The 21011-nt window shown below is 77.4% G+C and carries 1 protein-coding gene (running past one end of the window); it reads left to right on the top strand.

Features of this window, described 5'->3' with window-relative positions; translation table 11 throughout:
- On the top strand, positions 1–21011 hold part of the coding region annotated (locus tag ACZ6EM_RS30515; protein ID WP_465773724.1) for a type I polyketide synthase (this coding region is incomplete at its 3' end). The annotated region continues 6000 nt past the right edge of the window; 21011 of 27011 annotated nt are visible.

A 21011-nucleotide genomic window follows, 5' to 3' on the forward strand; every position in this document is an offset into this window, starting at 1 on the left:
ATGCCTGAGGTCCATGCCGATGACGCTGCCATCGCCGTCGTAGGACTCGCCTGCCGACTGCCGGGCGCCGCGACCCCGCGGGCCTTCTGGAAGCTGCTGTGCGACGGCGTGGAAGCGATCGGTGACGTCCCCCTCGACCGGGGCGACCTCGCCGAGCGGGACGTCCCGCGCCGCGGCGGCTTCCTCGACCGGATCGACGGGTTCGACCCGGGCTTCTTCGGCATCTCGCCGCGCGAGGCCACCGCCATGGACCCGCAGCAGCGGCTCATGCTGGAGCTGAGCTGGGAGGCGCTGGAGGACGCCCGGATCGTGCCGGACGCCCTGCGCGGCAGCCGGACCGGCGTCTTCGTCGGCGTGATGGCCTCCGACTACGCCACCCTCGCCCAGCGCGGCGGCGCCGCGCAGATCGGCCCGCACTCGCTGGCCGGCCTGCAGCGCGGCCTGATCGCCAACCGGGTCTCCTACGCCGTCGGCCTGCGCGGCCCCAGCATGACCGTCGACGCCGGACAGTCCTCCTCCCTGGTCGCGGTGCACGTCGCCGCCGACAGCCTGCGGCGCGGCGAGGCCACCCTCGCCCTGGCCGGCGGCGTGCACCTGATCGCGGCCCCGGAGAGCACCGTCAGTGCGGCCCGCTTCGGCGCGCTCTCCCCGGACGGCCGCTGCTACACCTTCGACGAGCGCGCCAACGGCTACGTCCGCGGCGAGGGCGGCGTGGTCGTCGCCCTCAAGACCGTCGCCCGGGCCGTCGCCGACGGCGACCGGATCTACGCCGTCATCCGCGGCAGCGCCGTCAACAACGACGGCGGCGGCGACAGCCTGACCACCCCCAGCCGCGACGCCCAGGCCGACGTGCTCGGCGCCGCCTACCGGCGCGCCGGGATCGCCCCCGACGCGGTGCGCTACGTCGAACTGCACGGCACCGGCACGGCCGTCGGCGACCCGGTCGAGGCGGCGGCCCTCGGCGCCGTCCTCGGCGCCGGCCGCACCCCCGACGCCGCGCTGCGGGTCGGCTCCGCCAAGACCAACATCGGCCACCTCGAAGGCGCCGCCGGCGCGGCCGGCCTGCTCAAGGCCGTCCTGTCGGTGGCCAACCGGCAGCTCCCGCCGAGCCTCAACTTCGAACGGCCCAACCCGCGCATCCCCCTGGACGACCTCGGTCTGCGGGTGCAGACCGCCCTCGAACCCTGGCCCGAGGGCCCGCGGATCGCGGGTGTCAGCTCGTTCGGCATGGGCGGCACCAACTGCCACGTCGTGCTCACGGAGTGGCCCGGCCGGGCCGAGGACCCGCGCGAGCGGACCGCCGACGCCGACGCGCCGGTGCTCTGGCCGCTGTCGGGCCGCACCGAGGACGCGCTGCGCGAGCAGGCCGCCCGGCTGCGCGCCCACCTGGAGGCCACGCCCGCCGCCGACCCGGCCGACGTCGGCCACTCGCTGGCCACCACCCGCGCGGCCTTCGGCCACCGGGCCGCCGTGCTCGGCCGCGGCCGGGACGAACTGCTGCGCCGCCTCGGCTCGCTGGCCGCCGGCGAGCCGGTGCGCGGGGTGGTCTCGGGGGAGACGGACGAGGGCCGCACGGCCTTCCTGTTCACCGGGCAGGGCGCGCAGCGGGTCGGCATGGGCCGGGGCCTGTACGAGGCCCACCCCGCCTTCGCGACCGCTTTCGACGAGCTGTGCGCGGAGCTCGACCCGCTGCTCGGCGGATCGGTCCGCAGCGTGGTGTTCGACGGCGTCGAGGATCTGGACCGGACGGTATGGGCGCAGGCGGGGCTGTTCGCGGTCGAGGTGGCGTCGTTCCGGTTGCTCGAATCCTGGGGCGTGGCACCGGAGTTCCTGCTCGGGCACTCGATCGGTGAGATCGCGGCCGCCCATGTGGCGGGCGTGTTCTCGCTCGCCGACGCGTGCGCCCTGGTGGCGGCGCGCGGTCGGCTGATGCAGGCGCTGCCGAGCGGCGGGGCGATGCTGGCGGTGCAGGCCGCCGAGGCCGAGGTGCGCTCGGAGATCGGTGACCGCCTGGACGTGGCGGCCGTCAACGGCCCGACCTCCGTGGTGGTTTCCGGTCCGACCGAGGTGGTGGAGGAGTTCGCGGCCCGCTGGAAGGCCGAGGGCCGCAAGACCAGCCGGCTGACGGTCTCGCACGCCTTCCACTCGGCCCTGATGGAGCCGATGCTCGCCGAATTCGCCGCCGTGCTCGCGGAGTTGACCTTCGCCGAGCCGAGGATCCCGGTCGTCTCCAACCTGACCGGCGAACTCGCCGAGCCCGGCCTGCTCACCACCCCCGACTACTGGGTCCGCCAGGTCCGCGAGGCCGTCCGCTTCGCCGACGGCGTCGACACCCTGCACCGCGAGGGCGTCACCCGCTTCCTCGAAGTCGGCCCGGACGGCGTGCTCTGCGCGATGGCCCGGCAGGCCGGCGCCCAGGGCCTGCTGGCCCCGGCCCTGCGCAAGGACCGCGACGACGCGGAGACCCTGCTCGGCGCCGTCGCCCGGCTCTACACCGCCGGCGCGCCGCTGGACTGGGACGCCCTCTTCGCGGGCCACGCCCCCCGACCGGTCGACCTGCCCACCTACGCCTTCCAGCGCCGCCGCTTCTGGCTGGACGCGGCCGCCCGTCCGGCCGTCGAACCCGCTCCCGCCGCGCCGGCCCCGGTCGAGGCCCCGACCGGGCCCGCCGCCGAGCGGCGGGACGAGCGGGCGCTGCTGCACCAGATCCGCGCCCAGGTCGCCGCCGTCCTCGACTACGAGACCCCCGGCGACGTGGACGCCCGGCTCACCTTCCGCGACCTGGGCTTCGACTCGCTCACCGCCGTGGAACTGCGCGACCGCCTCGCCGCGGCCACCCGGCTGCGGCTGCCGGACTCCCTGGTCTTCGACCACCCGACCCCGCTGCGCCTGGCCGAGCACCTGTCCGGCCTGCTCTACGGCGAGCCCGCCGCCGTCGCGCCCGCGACGCCCGCCCCCGGCGCCGTGAGCGCCGAGCCGATCGCGATCGTCGCGATGAGCTGCCGCTACGCGGGCGGCATCGACACCCCCGAGACCCTGTGGCAGGCGGTCCTCGACGGCCGCGACCTGGTCACCGGCTTCCCCGAGGACCGCGGCTGGGACATCGCGGGCGTCTACGCCGACGAGGGCCGCAACCCGACCGGCACGCTCACCCCCGCCGGGGCGTTCCTGACCGACGCGACCCGCTTCGACGCGGCGTTCTTCGGCATCTCCCCGCGCGAGGCCCTCGCCATGGACCCGCAGCAGCGGCTCCTGCTGGAGACCGCCTGGGAGGCCGTCGAGCGCCTCGGCGTCGACCCGGCCGTGCTGCGCGGCAGCCGCACCGGCGTGTTCGTCGGCGCCACCGCCCAGGACTACGGCCCCCGGCTGCACCAGGCCCCGGCCGACCTCGAAGGCCACCTGCTGACCGGCAACACCGCGAGCGTCGCCTCCGGCCGGATCGCCTACGTGCTCGGCCTGGAGGGCCCGGCGGTCACCGTCGACACGGCCTGCTCCTCCTCGCTGGTCGCCCTGCACCTCGCCGCCCAGTCGCTGCGCCTCGGCGAGTGCGACATGGCCCTGGCCGGCGGCGCCACCGTGCTGGCGACGCCCGGCATGTTCATCGAGTTCAGCAAGCAGCAGGGCCTGTCGGCCGACGGCCGCTGCAAGGCCTTCGCCGAGGGCGCCGACGGCACCGGCTGGGGCGAGGGCGTGGGCCTGCTGGCCCTGGAGCGGCTCTCCGACGCCGAGCGGCTGGGCCACCCGGTGCTCGCGGTGATCCGCGGCAGCGCCATCAACCAGGACGGCGCCTCCAACGGCCTCGCCGCGCCGAACGGCCCCTCCCAGGAGCGGGTGATCCGCCAGGCGCTGGCCGGCGCCGGGCTCGCCGCCGCCGACGTGGACGCCGTCGAGGCGCACGGCACCGGCACCGCCCTCGGCGACCCGATCGAGGCCCAGGCGCTGCTGGCCACCTACGGCCGGGACCGCGCCGCCGAGGACCCGCTCTGGCTCGGCTCGGTGAAGACCAACATCGGGCACACCCAGGCCGCCGCCGGCGTCGCCGGGATCATCAAGATGGTGCAGGCGATGCGGCACGGCACGCTGCCGCGCACCCTGCACGCGGACACCCCCTCCAGCCGGGTGGACTGGAGCGCCGGCGGCGTCCGGCTGCTGACCGAGGCCCGGGACTGGCCCGAGCGCGGACGTCCGCGCCGCGCCGCGGTCTCCTCCTTCGGCATCAGCGGCACCAACGCCCACATGATCGTCGAGAGCGTGCCGCAGGACGCCCCGGCGGCCCCCGCCGCCACCGGGACCGGCCCGCTGCCGTTCCCGCTCTCCGCCCACGGCGACGCCGCGCTGCGCGCCCAGGCCGCCCGGCTGGCCGAGGCCGTCCGCACCGGCGCCGGGCCGGCCGCCGCCGCGTCCCTCGCCGACCTCGGCCTGTCGCTGACCGCCCGGGCCGCCTTCGACCGGCGCGCCGTGGTGGTCGCCGCCGACCGCGAGCAGCTGCTGGCCGGCCTGGACGCGCTGACCCGGGAACTGCCCGCCGCCAACCTGACCACCGGCACGGCCGGCGCCCCCGACGGCCCCGTGTTCGTCTTCCCCGGCCAGGGCTCCCAGTGGGAGGGCATGGCCGCCGAGCTGTACGCCTCCTCCGAGGTCTTCCGCGCCGAGCTCACCGCGTGCGCCGAGGCCCTCGCCCCGCACACCGACTGGTCGCTGATCGACGTGCTGCACGGCGCCCCCGGCGCCCCCTCGCTGGAGCGCGTCGACGTGGTGCAGCCCGCGCTGTTCGCCGTGATGGTGTCGCTGGCGAAGCTCTGGCGGCACTCCGGCGTCGTCCCCGCCGCCGTGATCGGCCACTCCCAGGGCGAGATCGCCGCCGCGCACGTCGCCGGCGGCCTCACCCTGGCCGACGCCGCCCGGATCGTCGCCCTGCGCAGCCGCTACCTGCGCGCCATCGCGGGCACCGGGGGCATGGCGTCGATCCCGCTGCCGACCGCCGAGGTCGAGGCGCGCATCGCCCGCTTCGACGGCCGGATCACCGTCGCCGCGCACAACGGCCCGTCCGCCACCGTGGTCGCGGGGGAGGCCGAGGCCCTCGACGAGTTCGTCGCCCAGTGCCAGGCCCAGGACGTCCGCGCCCGGCGCGTTCCGGTCGACTACGCCTCGCACTCGCCGGCCGTCGACCCGCTGCGCGAGGAGCTGGCCGAGGCCCTCGCCGGGATCGAGCCGCGCGAAGGCCACACGGCCTTCTGGTCCACCGTCACCGGCGGCCTGCTGGCGACCACCGCACTCGACACCGACTACTGGTTCCGCAACCTGCGCCAGGTGGTGCGTTTCGAGCCCACCGTGCGGGCGCTGCTCGCGGCCGGCCACCGCACCTTCGTCGAGTCCAGCCCGCACCCCGTGCTCACCGTCGGCGTCCAGGAGACCCTGGAGGCCGACGGCCGCGGCGGCGCCGCCCTCGGCACCCTGCGCCGCGACCATGGCGGCCCCGAGCGGTTCCTCGGCGCGCTCGCCGAGGCGTACGTCGCCGGCGTCGCGGTGGACTGGGCGGACGCCTTCCCCGGCTCCGCCCGGCGGGTCCCGCTGCCCACCTACCCCTTCCAGCGCGAGCGGTACTGGCTGGCGCCCGGCGCCGGCTCGACCGACGCCACCGGTCTCGGCCTCGACCCCGCCGACCACCCGCTGGCCGGCGCCGCCGTCACCCTCGCGGGCGACGACACCCTCGTCCTCACCGGCCGGCTCGCCACCGCCGACCAGCCCTGGCTCGCCGACCACGTGGTCAACGGCGCGGTCGTGCTGCCCGGCTCCGCGCTCGTCGACCTCGCGCTGCACGCGGGCCTGCGCTGCGGCCACCCGCACCTGGAGGAGCTCACCCTCCAGAGCCCGCTGGTCCTCCCGGCCGACGGCTCCGTCCAGATCCAGGTGGTGCTGCTGCCGCCGGACGAGGCGGGCCGCCGCCCCGTCACCGTCCACTCCCGCCCGCGGGCCGCCGCCGAGGACCGCCCCTGGACCTGGCACGCCACCGGCGCGCTGACCGCCGGGCCGACCGCCGCGCCCGCACCGCAGGGCGCCTGGCCGCCCGCCGGCGCCGTCCCGCTCACGGTCCAGGACGCCTACCCCGGCCTGGCCGGGCGCGGCTACGCCTACGGCCCGGCCTTCCAGGGTCTGACCGCCGCCTGGCGGCGCGGCGAGGAGCTGTTCGCCGAGGTCACCCTCCCCGAGACGCTCCCGACCGAGGGCTTCGGCATCCACCCGGCGCTGCTGGACGCCGCGCTGCACGTGCTGCTGCTCGACGGCGACCCGGCGACCACCCGGCTCGCCTTCTCGTTCGCCGGCGTCCGGCTGCACGCCGCCGGGGCCACCGCCGTCCGGGTGCACGCCGCGCCCGCCGGCCCCGAGGGCGGCTACGCCGTCACGCTGAGCGACCCGGCGGGCGCCGCCGTCCTGGACGTCGACGCGCTCGTCCTGCGGGCCGTCGACCCGGAGCGGTCGGCCGCCGGCCGGAGCACCGCCGACCCGCTCCACCGGCTCGACTGGATCCCCGCCGCCAGCGCCGCCACCGGCGGCGCCGTCCGGACCGCCCCGGCCGACCTCGCCCAGGGCCTGCCGCCGCTCGACGGCGGCCCGGCGCCCGAGGCCGTCCTCCTCCCGGTCACCGGCGACCCCGACGCCCCCGCCGAGAGCGCGCACGCCCTGACCCGCAGCGCCCTCGGGCTGATCCAGGCCTTCCTCGCCGAGGAGGGCCGGGCCGACTCCCGACTCGTCCTGCTCACCCGGCAGGCCCTCGCCACCGGCCCGGACGAGGAGGTGCGCGACCTCGCCGCGGCCGCCGTCCTCGGCCTGGCCCGCAGCGCCCAGATCGAGCACCCCGGCCGCATCCTGATCCTCGACCACGACGGCGAGCGGCCCACCGACGAGGCCCTGCGCGACGCCCTCGCCGGCGACGAGCCGCAGCTCGCGCTGCGCGCCGGCCGCCTGCTGGCGCCGCGGCTGGTCAAGGCCGGACCCGCCCCGCTCGCCGGGGCCGAGCCCGCCCGCACCCCGTTCGACCCGGACGGCACCGTCCTGCTGACCGGCGGCACCGGCGCCATCGGCCGCGTGCTGGCCCGGCACCTGGTCACCGCGCACGGGGTCCGCCACCTGCTGCTGGTCGGCCGCCGCGGCCTGCCCGCCGGGGAACTCGCGGAGCTGACCGCCGGGCTGGACGCCGAGGTCACCGCCGCCGCCTGCGACGCGGCCGATCCGGCCGCCCTGGCCGCCCTGCTGGCCGCCGTCCCGGCCGAGCACCCGCTCACCGCCGTGGTGCACGCCGCCGGCGTGGTCGACGACGCCTCCGTGCAGCGGCTGCGCCCCGAGCAGCTGGACGCCGTGCTGCGCCCCAAGGCCGACGCGGCCTGGAACCTGCACCGACTCACCCGCGACCTCGACCTGAGCGCGTTCGTGCTCTTCTCCTCGCTGGCCAGCACCGTCGGCGCCGCCGGCCAGGGCAGCTACGGCGCCGCCAACGGCTTCCTCGACGCGCTCGCCCAGCACCGGCACGCCCTCGGGCTGCCCGCCCAGGCGCTGCTCTCCGGCCTCTGGGCGCACGGCGAGGGCATGGGCGGCCGGCTCGGCGAGGCCGACCGGGCCCGCCTGGTCCGCGGCGGCCTGGCACCGATGACCGCCGAGCAGGGCCTCGCGCTCTTCGACGCGGCCCTCGCCGACGGCCGCCCGCTGATCGCCCCGGCCCGGATCGCGGTCGCCGAGGCGGCCGGGCGCGCCGAGGCCGTCCCCGCGGTGCTGCGCGGCCTGATCCGCACCCCGCTGCGCCGGGCGTCGGCCGCCGCGGCGGCGAGCGGTCTCGCCGACCGGCTGACCGTGCTGCCCGCCGCCGACCGCCGCCGCACCCTGCTGGACCTGGTCCGCTCCAGTGCCGCGACCGCGCTGGGCCACGCCGACCCGGCCGGGATCGCGATGGACGGCGCGTTCAAGGCGCTCGGCTTCGACTCGCTGATCGCGGTGGAGTTCCGCAACCGGCTGAACGCGGCGTCGGGCCTGCGGCTGCCCACCACCGTCGCCTTCGACCACCCCACGCCGAACGCGCTCGCCGACCACCTGCTCGCCCTGCTGACCGACGCCACCGGCACCGGCCCGGCGCCGACGGCGGCCAGGGCCGCGACCGCCGCCCCGGGCGAGCCGATCGCGATCGTCGGCATGGGCTGCCGCTTCCCCGGCGGCATCGGCTCGCCCGAGGAGCTGTGGCAGGTCGTCGCCGAACGCGGCGACATGATCTCCACCCTGCCCGCCAACCGCGGCTGGGACCTCGACCGGCTGTACCACGCGGACCCCGACGAGCCGGGCCGCTCGTACACCCGTGAGGGCGGCTTCCTGTACGACGCGGACCTGTTCGACGCCGCGTTCTTCGGCATCTCGCCGCGCGAGGCGGCCGCCGCGGACCCGCAGCAGCGGCTGCTGCTGGAGACGGCCTGGGAGGTCGTCGAGCGCGCCGGGATCGACCCGACCACGCTGCGGCACAGCGCCACCGGCGTGTTCACCGGTGTCGCCACCCAGGAGTACGGCCCGCGGATGGACCATGCCCTGGGGAACTACGGGGGCTACCGGGTCACCGGCAGCGCGGGCAGCGTCGCCTCCGGCCGGGTGGCGTACGCGCTCGGCCTGGAGGGCCCGGCGGTCACCGTCGACACCGCCTGCTCCTCCTCGCTGGTCGCCCTGCACCTCGCGGTCCAGTCGCTGCGGGGCGGCGAGTGCGACCTCGCCCTGGCCGGCGGCGCCGCCGTGATGTCCACCCCGGGCCTGTTCATCGAGTTCAGCCGGCTGCGCGGACTGTCCGAGGACGGCCGCTGCCGGGCCTTCGGTTCGGGTGCGGACGGCTTCGGGCTGGCCGAGGGCGTCGGCCTGGTCATGCTGGAGCGGCTCTCCGACGCCCGCCGCAACGGGCACCAGGTGCTGGCGGTGATCCGCGGCACCGCCATCAACCAGGACGGTGCGTCGAACGGTCTGACGGCGCCGAACGGCCCGTCGCAGGAGCGGGTGATCCGGCAGGCGCTGGCCAACGCCGGAGTCGCGGCCGCCGAGGTCGACGCCGTCGAGGCGCACGGCACCGGCACCACGCTGGGCGACCCGATCGAGGCGCACGCCCTGCTGGCCACCTACGGCCAGGAGCGGGCCGGCGAGCCGCTGTGGCTGGGCTCGGTGAAGTCCAACATCGGGCACACCCAGGCCGCCGCCGGTGTGGCGGGCGTGATCAAGATGGTGCAGGCGATGCGGCACGGCGTCCTGCCGGCCACGCTGCACGCGGACGAGCCGTCCCCGCACGTGGAGTGGGCGACGGGCGCCGTGGAGCTGCTGTCCGAGGCGCGCCCCTGGCCGCAGGCCGGTCGCCCGCGCCGGGCGGGCGTCTCCTCGTTCGGCATGAGCGGCACCAACGCGCACCTGATCCTGGAGGCCGCGCCCGCGACGGCGGCCGAGGAGCCGACGGAGGCCGGGGGTGTACTGCCGTGGCTGCTGTCGGGCCGGACGCCGGTGGCGTTGGGTGCGCAGGCGGAGCGGCTGCGGGAGTTCGTGCTGGGGCGTCCGGAGGCGTCGGTGGCGGATGTGGCGTCCGCGTTGCTGTCGCGGGCGGGTCTGGAGCACCGTGCGGTGGTGCTGGGTGCGGACCGGGAGGCGTTGCTGGACGGCCTCGCGGTGCTCGGTGGCGAGGGTGTGGTCCGGGGTCGGGTCGTCCCGGGTGATGTGGTGTTCGTGTTCCCGGGTCAGGGTTCGCAGTGGGTGGGTATGGCGTGGGAACTCGCCGAGGCCTCACCGGTGTTCGCGGCCAGGTTGGCGCAGTGTGAGGCGGCGTTGGCGCCGTTCACGGACTGGTCGCTGACCGAGGTGCTGCGCTCGGGCGCGGAGTTGGACCGGGTGGACGTGGTCCAGCCGGTGCTGTGGGCGGTGATGGTGTCGCTGGCGGAGGTGTGGCGGGCGCACGGTGTGGAGCCGTCGGCCGTGATCGGTCACTCGCAGGGTGAGATCGCCGCGGCGGTGGTGGCGGGTGCGCTGTCCGTCGAGGACGGTGCCCGGGTGGTGGCGCTGCGCAGCCGGGCGCTGATCGAACTGGCCGGTGACGGCGGCATGGTGTCGCTGGCGGTCGGCCAGGAGACCGTCGAGGGGCTGATCGGCTCGTTCGACGGCCGGATCTCGGTGGCCGCGTTCAACGGCCCGTCCTCGACGGTGGTGTCGGGCGAGCCGGACGCGCTGGACGCGCTGATGGCGCTCTGCGAGGAGAGCGGGGTGCGGGCCCGCCGGATCCCGGTGGACTACGCCTCGCACTCCGCCCAGGTCGACCGGCTGCGCGGGCGCATCCTGGACGACCTGGCCGGGATCAGCCCGACCACGTCCGTGGTTCCGCTCTACTCGACGCTGACCGGCACCCCGATCGACACGGCGCGGATGGACGCCGGGTACTGGTTCGACAACCTGCGCTCCCCGGTGCGCTTCGAGGAGGCCACCCGCGCGCTGCTCGGCAGCGGCCGGGCGGTGTTCGTGGAGTGCAGCCCGCACCCGGTGCTGACGGTGGGTGTGCAGGAGACCGCCGACGCGGCCGAGACCGCGACGGCCGTGCTGGGCACGCTGCGGCGCGGCCAGGGCGGCCCCGAGCAACTGCTGACCGCCCTGGCCGAGGCCTGGACCGCCGGCGTGGCCGTCGACTTCACCGCGCTGCTGCCCGCCGGTCGCCGGATTGAGCTGCCGACCTACGCCTTCCAGCGCGAGCGCCACTGGCTGGAGCAGGCCGCCGCCCCGGCGGCCGAGGGCGACCCGGCCGAGGCCCGGTTCTGGGACGCCGTGGAACGCGAGGACCTGGCCGAGCTCTCCGAGGCGCTGCGGCTGGACGACACGCCGGAGCTGCTCGGCTCGGTGCTGCCCGCGCTGGCCGACTGGCGGCGCCGCCGCCGGGACCGCTCGACGCTGGACTCCTGGCGCTACCGGATCGGCTGGAAGCCGGTGGACGCCCCGCGCGGGGCGGTCGCCCTGACCGGCACCTGGCTGGTGGTGGCCGCCGAGGAGACCGCCGCCGAGGAGGTGGTCGCGGCGATCCGCACCGCCGGTGCGCAGACCGTGACCCTGGTCGTGGCCGACCCGGCCGTCGGCCGTACGGCCCTGGCCGACACCCTCCGCGCGGCGCTTCCCGCGGCCGAGCCGTTCGCCGGCGTGGTCTCGCTGGCCGGCCTGGCCGAGGAGCCGCTGCCCGGGACGGTGCTGCCCGCCGGCCTGGCGGTGTCGCTGACGCTGGTGCAGGCGCTCGGGGACGCCGGGATCACCGCCCCGCTGTGGACCCTGACCCGGGGCGCCGTCTCCACCGGCCGGGCCGACCGGCTGGACCACCCGGTGCAGGCCCAGCTCTGGGGCTTCGGCCGGTCGCTGGCGCTGGAGCACCCGGACCGCACCGGCGGCCTGATCGACCTGCCGCCGGTGCTCGACGAGCGCGCCGGGCGGCGCCTCGCGGCCCTCCTCTCGGGTGCCACCGGTGAGGACCAGAGCGCCGTACGGTCCTCCGGGACCTACGCCGCCCGGCTGCTGCGCGCCCCCGAGCCCGCGCCCGCCGGCGAGGGCCGGCGGCTGACCGGCACCGTCCTGGTCGCCGGAGCCGACGGTGCCCTCGGCCGCCAGGCCGCCCGCTGGGCGGCCGGCCGCGGCGCGGCGCACCTGCTGCTGGTCGCCTCCGCACCGTCCGGGGAACTCGCCGACTTCGCCGCCGAGTCGACCGGGGCCGGCACCCCGGCCACCGTGGCCGTCTGCGACCTCGCCGACGCCGACGCGCTCGCCGCGCTGCTGGCCGAGCACCCCGTCGCGGGCGTGGTCCTCACCGCCGAGGTCGGCCCGACCGAGGCCCTGGAGCTGACCGGTCCGGCAGAGTTCGCGGCCGTCCTCGCCGCCAAGACCGCCGGTGCCGCCCGGCTGCACGCCGCGCTCGCGGACATGCCGCTGGACGCCTTCGTGCTGTTCTCCTCGATCGCCGGGGTCTGGGGCAGCGGCGGCCAGGCCGCCTACGCGGCCGGCAACAGCTACCTCGACGCGCTGGCCGAGCACCGCCGGTCGCTCGGCCTGCCGGCCACCTCCGTCGCCTGGGGCCCGTGGTCCGGCGGCCCGGACGGCCGCGGCGCGGACTTCCTGAGCCGCCGCGGCATCCCGGCCATGGACCCGCGGCTGGCCCTGGCCGCGCTGGACCGGGCCGTCGACCGGGACGAGACCACCGTCGTCGTCGCCGACGTCGACTGGACGACCTTCACGGCCTCCTTCACCTCCGCCCGGCCCAGCCCGCTGCTCGCCGACCTGCCCGGCCCGCGCACCGCCGCGGCCGCCGCCGGCACCGACGGCGCGGCCGCCCTCAGCGGCCGGATCGCCGCACTGTCCGCCGCCGAGCGCGAGCGGGAGACCCTGGCCGTCGTCCGCGCCGAGGTCGCCGCGGTGCTCGGGCACGCCGACCCGAGCGGCCTGGAGACCGGCCGGACCTTCAAGGACCTCGGCTTCGACTCGCTGACCGCCGTCGAGCTGGGCAAGCGCCTGGCGGCCGGCACCGGCACCCCGGTGCCCGCCACCGCCGTGTTCGACCACCCGACCATCGGCGAGATGACCCGCTACCTGGTCGGCGGGCTCGACTCCGGCCCGGCCGCGACGGCCACCGCCGCCACCGACGAGCCGATCGCGATCATCGGCATGAGCTGCCGCTTCCCCGGCGGTGTCGAGGGCCCCGAGGACCTCTGGCGGCTGGTCGCGGCCGGCGGGGACGCGATCGTCGACTTCCCGACCGACCGCGGCTGGGACGTCGAGGGCCTCTACGACCCGGACCCCGACCGGCAGGGGCACACCTATGTCCGCTCCGGCGGCTTCCTCGCCGGCGCGGGCGAGTTCGACGCCGGCCTGTTCGGGATCTCCCCGCGCGAGGCCCTGGCGATGGACCCGCAGCAGCGGCTGCTGCTGGAGGCCGCCTGGGAGGCCTTCGAGGACGCCGGCATCGACGCCACCGCCGTACGCGGCAGCCAGGGCGGCGTCTTCGTCGGCATGACCTCCTCCGGCTACGGGCAGGGCGCGGTGCTGCCGGACGGCGTCGAGGGCCACGTGCTGACCGGCACCACGACCAGCGTCGCCTCCGGCCGGCTCGCGTACACCTTCGGCCTGGAGGGCCCCGCCATCACGGTGGACACCGCCTGCTCCTCCTCGCTGGTCGCCCTGCACATGGCGGCCGGGGCGCTGCGCTCCGGCGAATGCGGCATCGCCCTCGCGGGCGGCGTGACGGTGATGGTGTCGCCCGACTCCTTCATCGAGTTCAGCCGGCAGCGCGGTCTCGCCGTCGACGGCCGCTGCAAGCCGTTCTCGGCGGCGGCGGACGGCACCAGCTGGGCCGAGGGTGTGGGCATGCTGCTGGTCGAGCGGCTCTCCGACGCGCGCCGCAACGGGCACCGGGTGCTCGCCGTGCTGCGCGGCAGCGCGGTCAACCAGGACGGCGCGTCCAACGGCCTCACCGCCCCCAACGGCCCCGCCCAGCAGCGGGTGATCCGCCAGGCGCTCGCCAACGCCGGACTGACGGCCGCCGAGGTGGACGCCGTCGAGGCGCACGGCACCGGCACCCGGCTCGGCGACCCGATCGAGGCCCAGGCCCTGCTGGCCACCTACGGCCAGGACCGACCGGCCGACCGGCCGCTGCTGCTCGGCTCGGTGAAGTCCAACATCGGCCACACCCAGGCCGCCGCCGGCGTCGCCGGGGTGATCAAGACGATCATGGCGATGCGCCACGGCGAGCTGCCCGGCCTGCTCCACCTGGACGCGCCCTCACCGCACGTGGACTGGTCGGCCGGCGCGATCGAGCTGCCGACCGCCACACAGCCCTGGCCCGAGAACGGCCGACCGCTGCGGGCCGGCGTCTCCTCCTTCGGCGTCAGCGGCACCAACGCCCACGTCATCCTGGAGAGCGCCCCCGTCGAGGAGACGGCGGCCCGCGGCCCGGCGGCACCCGCCACCGGGGCGCCGCTGCCGTGGCTGCTGTCCGCCGCCGACCCCACCGCGCTCGCCGCCCAGGCCGAGCGGCTGCACGGCTTCGCCGACGCGGGGACGGGCACCGACCCGGACCCGGCCGACATCGCCCTGGCACTGGCCACCGGCCGCACCGGCCTGGCGCACCGCGCCGTCGTCCTGGCCGCCGACCGCGCCGGCCTGCTCGCCGGCCTCGGCGCGCTGGCCACCGGCGCCGAGGCGCCCGGCGTGCTGCGCGGCGAGAGCGCCGACGGCCGCTCGGCGTTCCTGTTCTCCGGCCAGGGCTCCCAGCGCCCCGGCATGGGCCGCGCCCTCTACACTGCCTTCCCGGTGTTCGCCGACGCCCTGGACGCCGTCTGCGCCCGGCTCGACACCGAGCTGGACCACCCGCTGCGCGCGGTGATGTTCGCCGAGGCGGACACCCCCGAGGCGGCCCTGCTGGACCGGACCGTCCACACCCAGGCCGCGCTGTTCGCCTTCGAGGTGGCGCTGTTCCGGCTGCTGGAGGACTGGGGCGTGCGCCCCGACTTCCTGCTCGGCCACTCCATCGGCGAGATCGCCGCCGCCCACGTCGCGGGCGTGCTCTCGCTGGACGACGCCTGCACCCTGGTCGCCGCGCGCGGCCGGCTGATGCAGGCGCTGCCCGCCGGCGGCGCGATGCTGGCCGTCGAGATCGACGAGGCCGGGGCCGCCGAGGCGCTCGCCGCCCACGACGGGGTCGACGTCGCCGCCGTCAACGGCCCGCGGGCGATCGTGGTCTCCGGACCGCAGGACGCGATCGCCGACCTGGCCGGGCACTGGCGCGCCGAGGGCCGCCGGACCAGCCGGCTGCGGGTCTCGCACGCCTTCCACTCGGCGCTGATGGAGCCGATGCTCGCCGAGTTCCGCGCCGTCGCCGAGCGCCTCGCCTACCACCCGCCGCGCCTGCCGGTGGTCTCCAACCTCACCGGCACCGCCGTCGGAGCCGAGGAGATCTGCACCCCCGAGTACTGGGTGCGGCACGTCCGCGGGGCCGTCCGGTTCGCCGACGGCGTGCGCTGGCTCGCCGGCCAGGGCGCGACCCGCTTCCTGGAGCTCGGCCCGGAGGCGGTGCTCACCGCCATGGCGCGCCTCACCCTGGACGCCACCGGCCGGGACGACGCCGCACTGGTGCCCGCCTCCCGGGGCGAGCGGCCCGAGGCCGAGACCCTGCTGGCCGCCGTCGCCACCGCCTGGACCCGGGGCGCCGCGGTGGACTGGTCCGCCGTCCTCGCCGACCGCGGCGGCCGCCGGATCACCCTGCCCCCGTACGCCTTCCAGCGCCGGCCCTACTGGCTGCGCCCCGGCCGGTCCGGGGCCGACGTGACCGGCGCCGGCCTGCTGCGGACCGAGCACCCGCTGCTGACCGCCGCCGTGCCGCTCGCAGACGGCGAGGGCGCGCTGCTCACCGGCCGGCTGTCGCTCGCCGCCCAGCCCTGGCTGGCCGACCACGCCGTGCGCGGCACGGCGATCCTGCCCGGCACCGGCTTCGTGGAACTGGCGCTGCGGGCCGGCCGGGAGGTCGGCTGCACCGCGCTGCGCGAGCTGATGGTCGAGGCCCCGCTGGCCGTCCCCGCCACCGGCGGCGTCCGCATCCAGGTGCGGGTCGGCGACCCGGACCCGGCCGGCGACCGCCCGGTGGCCGTCCACGCCCAGCCCGACGGCGCGGCCGGCTGGACCCGGCACGCCTCCGGCGCCCTGGCCGCCGGGACGGACGCCGAACCGTACGACCTCTCCGCCTGGCCGCCGGCCGACGCCGAGCCGGTGGAGCTGGACGGCTACTACGAGCGGCTGACCGAGGCCGGCTACGGCTACGGGCCGGTCTTCCGCGGGCTGCGCCGGGCCTGGCGGGCCGAGGGCGCCGTCTACGCGGAGATCGCCCTCCCGGCGGGCGCCGCCGAGGAGGCCGCCGGCTACGGCGTCCACCCGGCGCTGCTCGACGCGGCCATGCACGCCACCACCGTCGGCGGGTTCCTCGACGACGCCGGCGCGACGCCGCTGCCGTTCGCCTGGTCCGGGGTGACCCTGCACGCCACCGGCGCCTCCGTGGCCCGGGTCCGGCTCGCCCCCGCGGGCCGGGACGCGATCTCGATCCGGGTCGCCGACGCCACCGGCGCACCGGTGGCCGACGTCCGCTCGCTGACCCTGCGGCCGGCGCCCACCGGTCAGCCGGACGGCCGCCGCGCCGAGGCCGGCGACGCGCTGTTCGCGGTCGAGTGGAGCGCGCTGCCGACCGGCGCCGCCGCCGCCGAGGAATGCCCGGTGGCGGAGCTGTCCGCCGTCGAGGCCGGCCACGCCCGCGCGGCCCTGGTGCTGCACCGGGTCGAGGCGACCGGCGCGGACGACGCCGCCCGGGCCCGCACCGCCACCGCCGGGGCGCTCGACGCCGCCCGGCGCTGGCTGGCCGGCGACCGGGACGAGGCCGACCGCCTGGTGGTCGTCACCCGCGGTGCCGCGGCCGTCCACCCGGGCGAGGAGCCCGCCGACCCGGCGGGCGCCGCGGTGTGGGGCCTGCTGCGCTCGGCCCAGTCCGAGCACCCGGACCGCGTCCTGCTGCTCGACGACGACGGCTCGGCCGACTGGGCGCTGGTCCGCCGGGCGGTGGAGCTGGGGGAGAACCAGCTCGCCGCGCGCGGCGGCGCCCTGTACGCGCCGCGACTGGTGCGCGTGCCCGCCTCCGCCGCGCTGACCGTCCCCGAGGACGCCGCCGCCTGGACCCTCGACCCCACCGAGCCCGGCATCCTGACCAGCCTGCGGCTGCTGCCCGCCGACACCGCCGAGCGGCCGCTCGGCCCCGGCGAGGTGCGGATCGGCGTCCGCGCGGCCGGCGTGAACTTCCGCGACGTGCTGCTCGCGCTCGGCATGTACCCCGAGCGCGCCGAGCTGGGCTCCGAGGGCGCCGGCGTCGTCCTGGAGGTCGGCGCCGAGGTCACCGACCTCGCCCCCGGCGAGCGGGTCTTCGGCCTGTTCCCCGGCGGCTTCGGCCCCGTCGCCGTCGCCGACCGGCGGCGGCTCGCCCGGATCCCGGCCGGCTGGACCTTCACCGAGGCCGCCTCGATGCCGGTCGTCTTCGTGACCGCCTACTACGGGCTGGTGGACGTGGCCGCGGCCCGGCCCGGCGAGTCGGTGCTGGTGCACGCGGCGGCCGGCGGCGTCGGCATGGCGGCCGTCCAACTGGCCCGGCACCTGGGCCTGGAGGTGTACGGCACCGCCAACCCCGGCAAGTGGGACGCGCTGCGCGCGGCCGGTCTGGACGACGCCCACATCGCCTCCTCCCGGGACCTCGCCTTCGAGGAGTCGTTCCGTACCGCCACCGGCGGACGCGGCGTGGACGTGGTGCTCAACTCGCTGGCCGGCGAGTTCACGGACGCCTCGCTGCGGCTGCTCGCCGAGGGCGGGCGCTTCGCCGACATGGGCAAGGCCGACCCGCGCGACGCCGAGAGCGTCGCCGTCGACCATCCCGGCGTGCGCTACCGCGCCTTCGACCCCTCCGAGGCCGGCCCGCAGCGGATGGGCGAGATCCTCACCGAGGTGCTCGGCCTGTTCGAGTCCGGCGCGCTGCGGCTGCTGCCGATCACCGCGTGGGACGTCCGCGAGGCGCCCGCCGTGTTCCGGCACATCAGCCAGGCCAAGCACGTCGGCAAGAACGTGGTCACCGTCCCGGCGCCGCTCGACCCCGAGGGCACCGTGCTGATCACCGGCGGTACCGGCACCCTGGGCGGGCTGCTGGCCCGCCACCTGGTGGCCGGGCACGGCGTGCGGCACCTGCTGCTGCTCAGCCGGCGCGGCGCCGACGGCCCGGGCGCTGCCGAACTCGTCGCCGAGCTGCGGGACTTGGGGGCAGCGGCGACCGTCGCGGCCTGCGACGCCGCCGACCGCGAGGCGCTGGCCGCGGTGCTCGCCGCGATCCCCGCCGAGCACCCGCTCACCGGCGTCATCCACACCGCCGGCGTGGTCGACGACGGCGTGGTCACCGCCCTCACCGCTGAACAGCTCGCCACCGTCCTGCGCCCCAAGGCGGACGCCGCGCTCCACCTCCACGAACTGACCGCCGACCGCGACCTCTCCCTGTTCGTGCTGTTCTCCTCCGTCGCCGCCGTGCTCGGCCCGCCCGGACAGGGCAACTACGCCGCCGCGAACGGCTTCCTGGACGCCCTCGCCGCCCAGCGGCGGGCCCGCGGCCTGGCCGGCGTCTCGCTGGCCTGGGGCCTGTGGGCCGAGTCCAGCGGCATCACCGGCCACCTCACCGGCGCCGACCTGGCCCGGGCGGCCAGGGTCGGCGCCCCGCTGACCACCGCCCAGGGCATGGCCCTGTTCGACGTCGCCCGCACCGTGCCCCGCGCCCACCTGGTCACCTCCAACCTCGACGTGACCGCGCTGCGCAACGACCCGGCCGGACCGCCGCCGGTGCTGCGCTCGCTGGCCGGCGCCGCGCTGCGCCGGGCCAGCGACGCCCCGACCGCCGCGAGCCTCACCCAGCGGCTCGCCGGGGTGCGGCCGGACGGCCGGCTCCCGCTGCTGGTCGACCTGGTCCGGGAACAGACCGCCCTGGTGCTCGGCCACGCCTCCCCGGACGCCGTCGCGGCCGGCCGCGCCTTCAAGGAGGCCGGCTTCGACTCGCTGACCTCGGTGGAACTGCGCAACCGGATGCAGGCCGCCACCGGCCTGCGGCTGCCCGCCACCCTGGTCTTCGACCACCCGAGCCCGGCCGCGCTCGCCGAGTACCTGCTCGGCGAACTGCTCGGCGGCCGTGACCTGCCCGCGCCCGTCCGGGCCGCCGCGACGGCCACCGACCAGGACCCGGTCGTGATCGTCGGGATGAGCTGCCGCCTGCCCGGCGGCGCCGACAGCCCGGAGCGGCTGTGGCGGCTGCTCGCCGAGGGCGGCGACGGCATGACCGACTTCCCCGCCGACCGCGGCTGGGAGGCCGAGGTCGCGGACGCGCCGTACGCGCTGCGCGGCGGCTTCCTCGCGGACGCCACCGGGTTCGACGCCACCCTGTTCGGGATCTCCCCGCGCGAGGCACTGGCGATGGACCCGCAGCAGCGGCTCTCGCTGGAGGCCGCCTGGGAGGCCTTCGAGGACGCCGGCATCGACCCGACCGCGGTGCGCGGCGAGCAGGTGGGCGTCTTCCTCGGCGCCGGCACGTCGTACTACGGGATCGGCACCGACCTCTCCACCACCGCCGAGGGGCACGTCCTCGCCGGCACCTCGAACAGCGTGATCTCCGGCCGGGTGTCGTACACCTTCGGCCTGGAGGGCCCCGCCCTCACGGTGGACACCGCCTGCTCCTCCTCGCTGGTGGCCCTGCACCTCGCGGCCCAGGCGCTGCGCGGCGGCGAGTGCGACCTGGCCCTGGCCGGCGGTGTCACGGTGCTGGCCGGACCCGAGATCTTCGCCGAGTTCAGCCGGCAGGGCGGCGTCGCCGCGGACGGCCGCTGCAAGCCGTTCTCCGCCGAGGCGGACGGCACCGGCTGGTCCGAGGGCGTGGGCGTGCTGGTGCTGGAGCGGCTCTCCGACGCGCGCCGCAACGGGCACCAGGTGCTCGCCGTGGTGCGCGGCAGCGCGCTCAACCAGGACGGCGCCTCCAACGGCCTCACCGCCCCCAACGGGCCCTCGCAGGAGCGGGTGATCCGCCAGGCGCTGGCCAACGCCGGGCTGACCGTCTCGGACGTGGACGCGGTGGAGGCGCACGGCACCGGCACCGCCCTCGGCGACCCGATCGAGGCCCAGGCGCTGCTGGCCACCTACGGCCGGGACCGCGACGGCGAGCCGCTCTGGCTCGGCTCGATCAAGTCCAACATCGGGCACACCCAGGCCGCCGCCGGCGTCGCCGGGGTGATCAAGATGGTGCAGGCGATGCGCCACGGGACGCTCCCGGCCACCCTGCACGTCGCCGCGCCGAGCGGTCACGTGGACTGGGCGGCGGGCGCCGTGGAACTGCTGGCCGAGGCGCGCCCCTGGCCGGCCGTGGACCGGCCGCGCCGCGCGGGCGTGTCCTCCTTCGGCATGAGCGGCACCAACGCCCACGTCATCCTGGAGGCCGCCCCGGTCGTCACCGAGACCGCCGCGGCCCCGGAGACCGGCTCCGGGGTCCTCCCGTGGTTCCTGTCGGCCCGCACCCGGGCCGGACTGGCGGCGCAGGCCGCGCGGCTGCGCGAGTTCGCGGCCGGACACGGCGAGCTCACCCCGGCGGAGATCGGCCGGGCACTGCTGTCCCGGGCCGACCTGGAGCACCGCGCGGTGCTGCTCGGCGCCGACCGGACCGACCTGCTGGACGGGCTGGCGGCACTCGCCGACGGCACGGCCCGGGCCGGGGTGGTCACCGGCGTCGCCGAGGAGCGCGACGGCCGTTCGGTGGCCTTCGTCTTCCCGGGCCAGGGCTCGCAGTGGGTCGGCATGGCGCGGGAACTCGCCGACTGGTCACCGGTGTTCGCGGCCCGGTTGGCCGCGTGCGAGGCGGCGCTGGCGCCGTACACCGACTGGTCGCTGACCGAGGTGCTGCGTTCGGGCGCGGACCTGTCCCGGGTGGACGTGGTCCAGCCGGTGCTGTGGGCGGTGATGGTGTCGCTGGCCGAGGTGTGGCGGGCGCACGGTGTGCAGCCCTCGGCGGTGATCGGTCACTCGCAGGGTGAGATCGCTGCGGCGGTGGTGGCTGGTGCGCTGTCCGTCGAGGACGGCGCCAAGGTGGTCGCGTTGCGCAGCCGGGCGCTGATCGAACTGGCCGGTGACGGCGGGATGGTGTCCGTCGCGGCGGGCAGCGCGGTGGTCGAGGAACTGATCGTCGGCTTCGACGGCCGGATCTCGGTGGCCGCGTTCAACGGCCCGTCCTCGACGGTGGTGTCGGGCGAACCGGACGCGCTGGACGCGCTGCTGGCGCTCTGCGAGGAGAGCGGGGTGCGGGCCCGCCGGATCCCGGTGGACTACGCCTCGCACTCCGCCCAGGTGGAGCGGGTGCGCGAACGGGTCCTGACGGAGCTGGCCGGGATCAGCCC

This window comes from Kitasatospora sp. NPDC041917 (assembly GCF_055589745.1).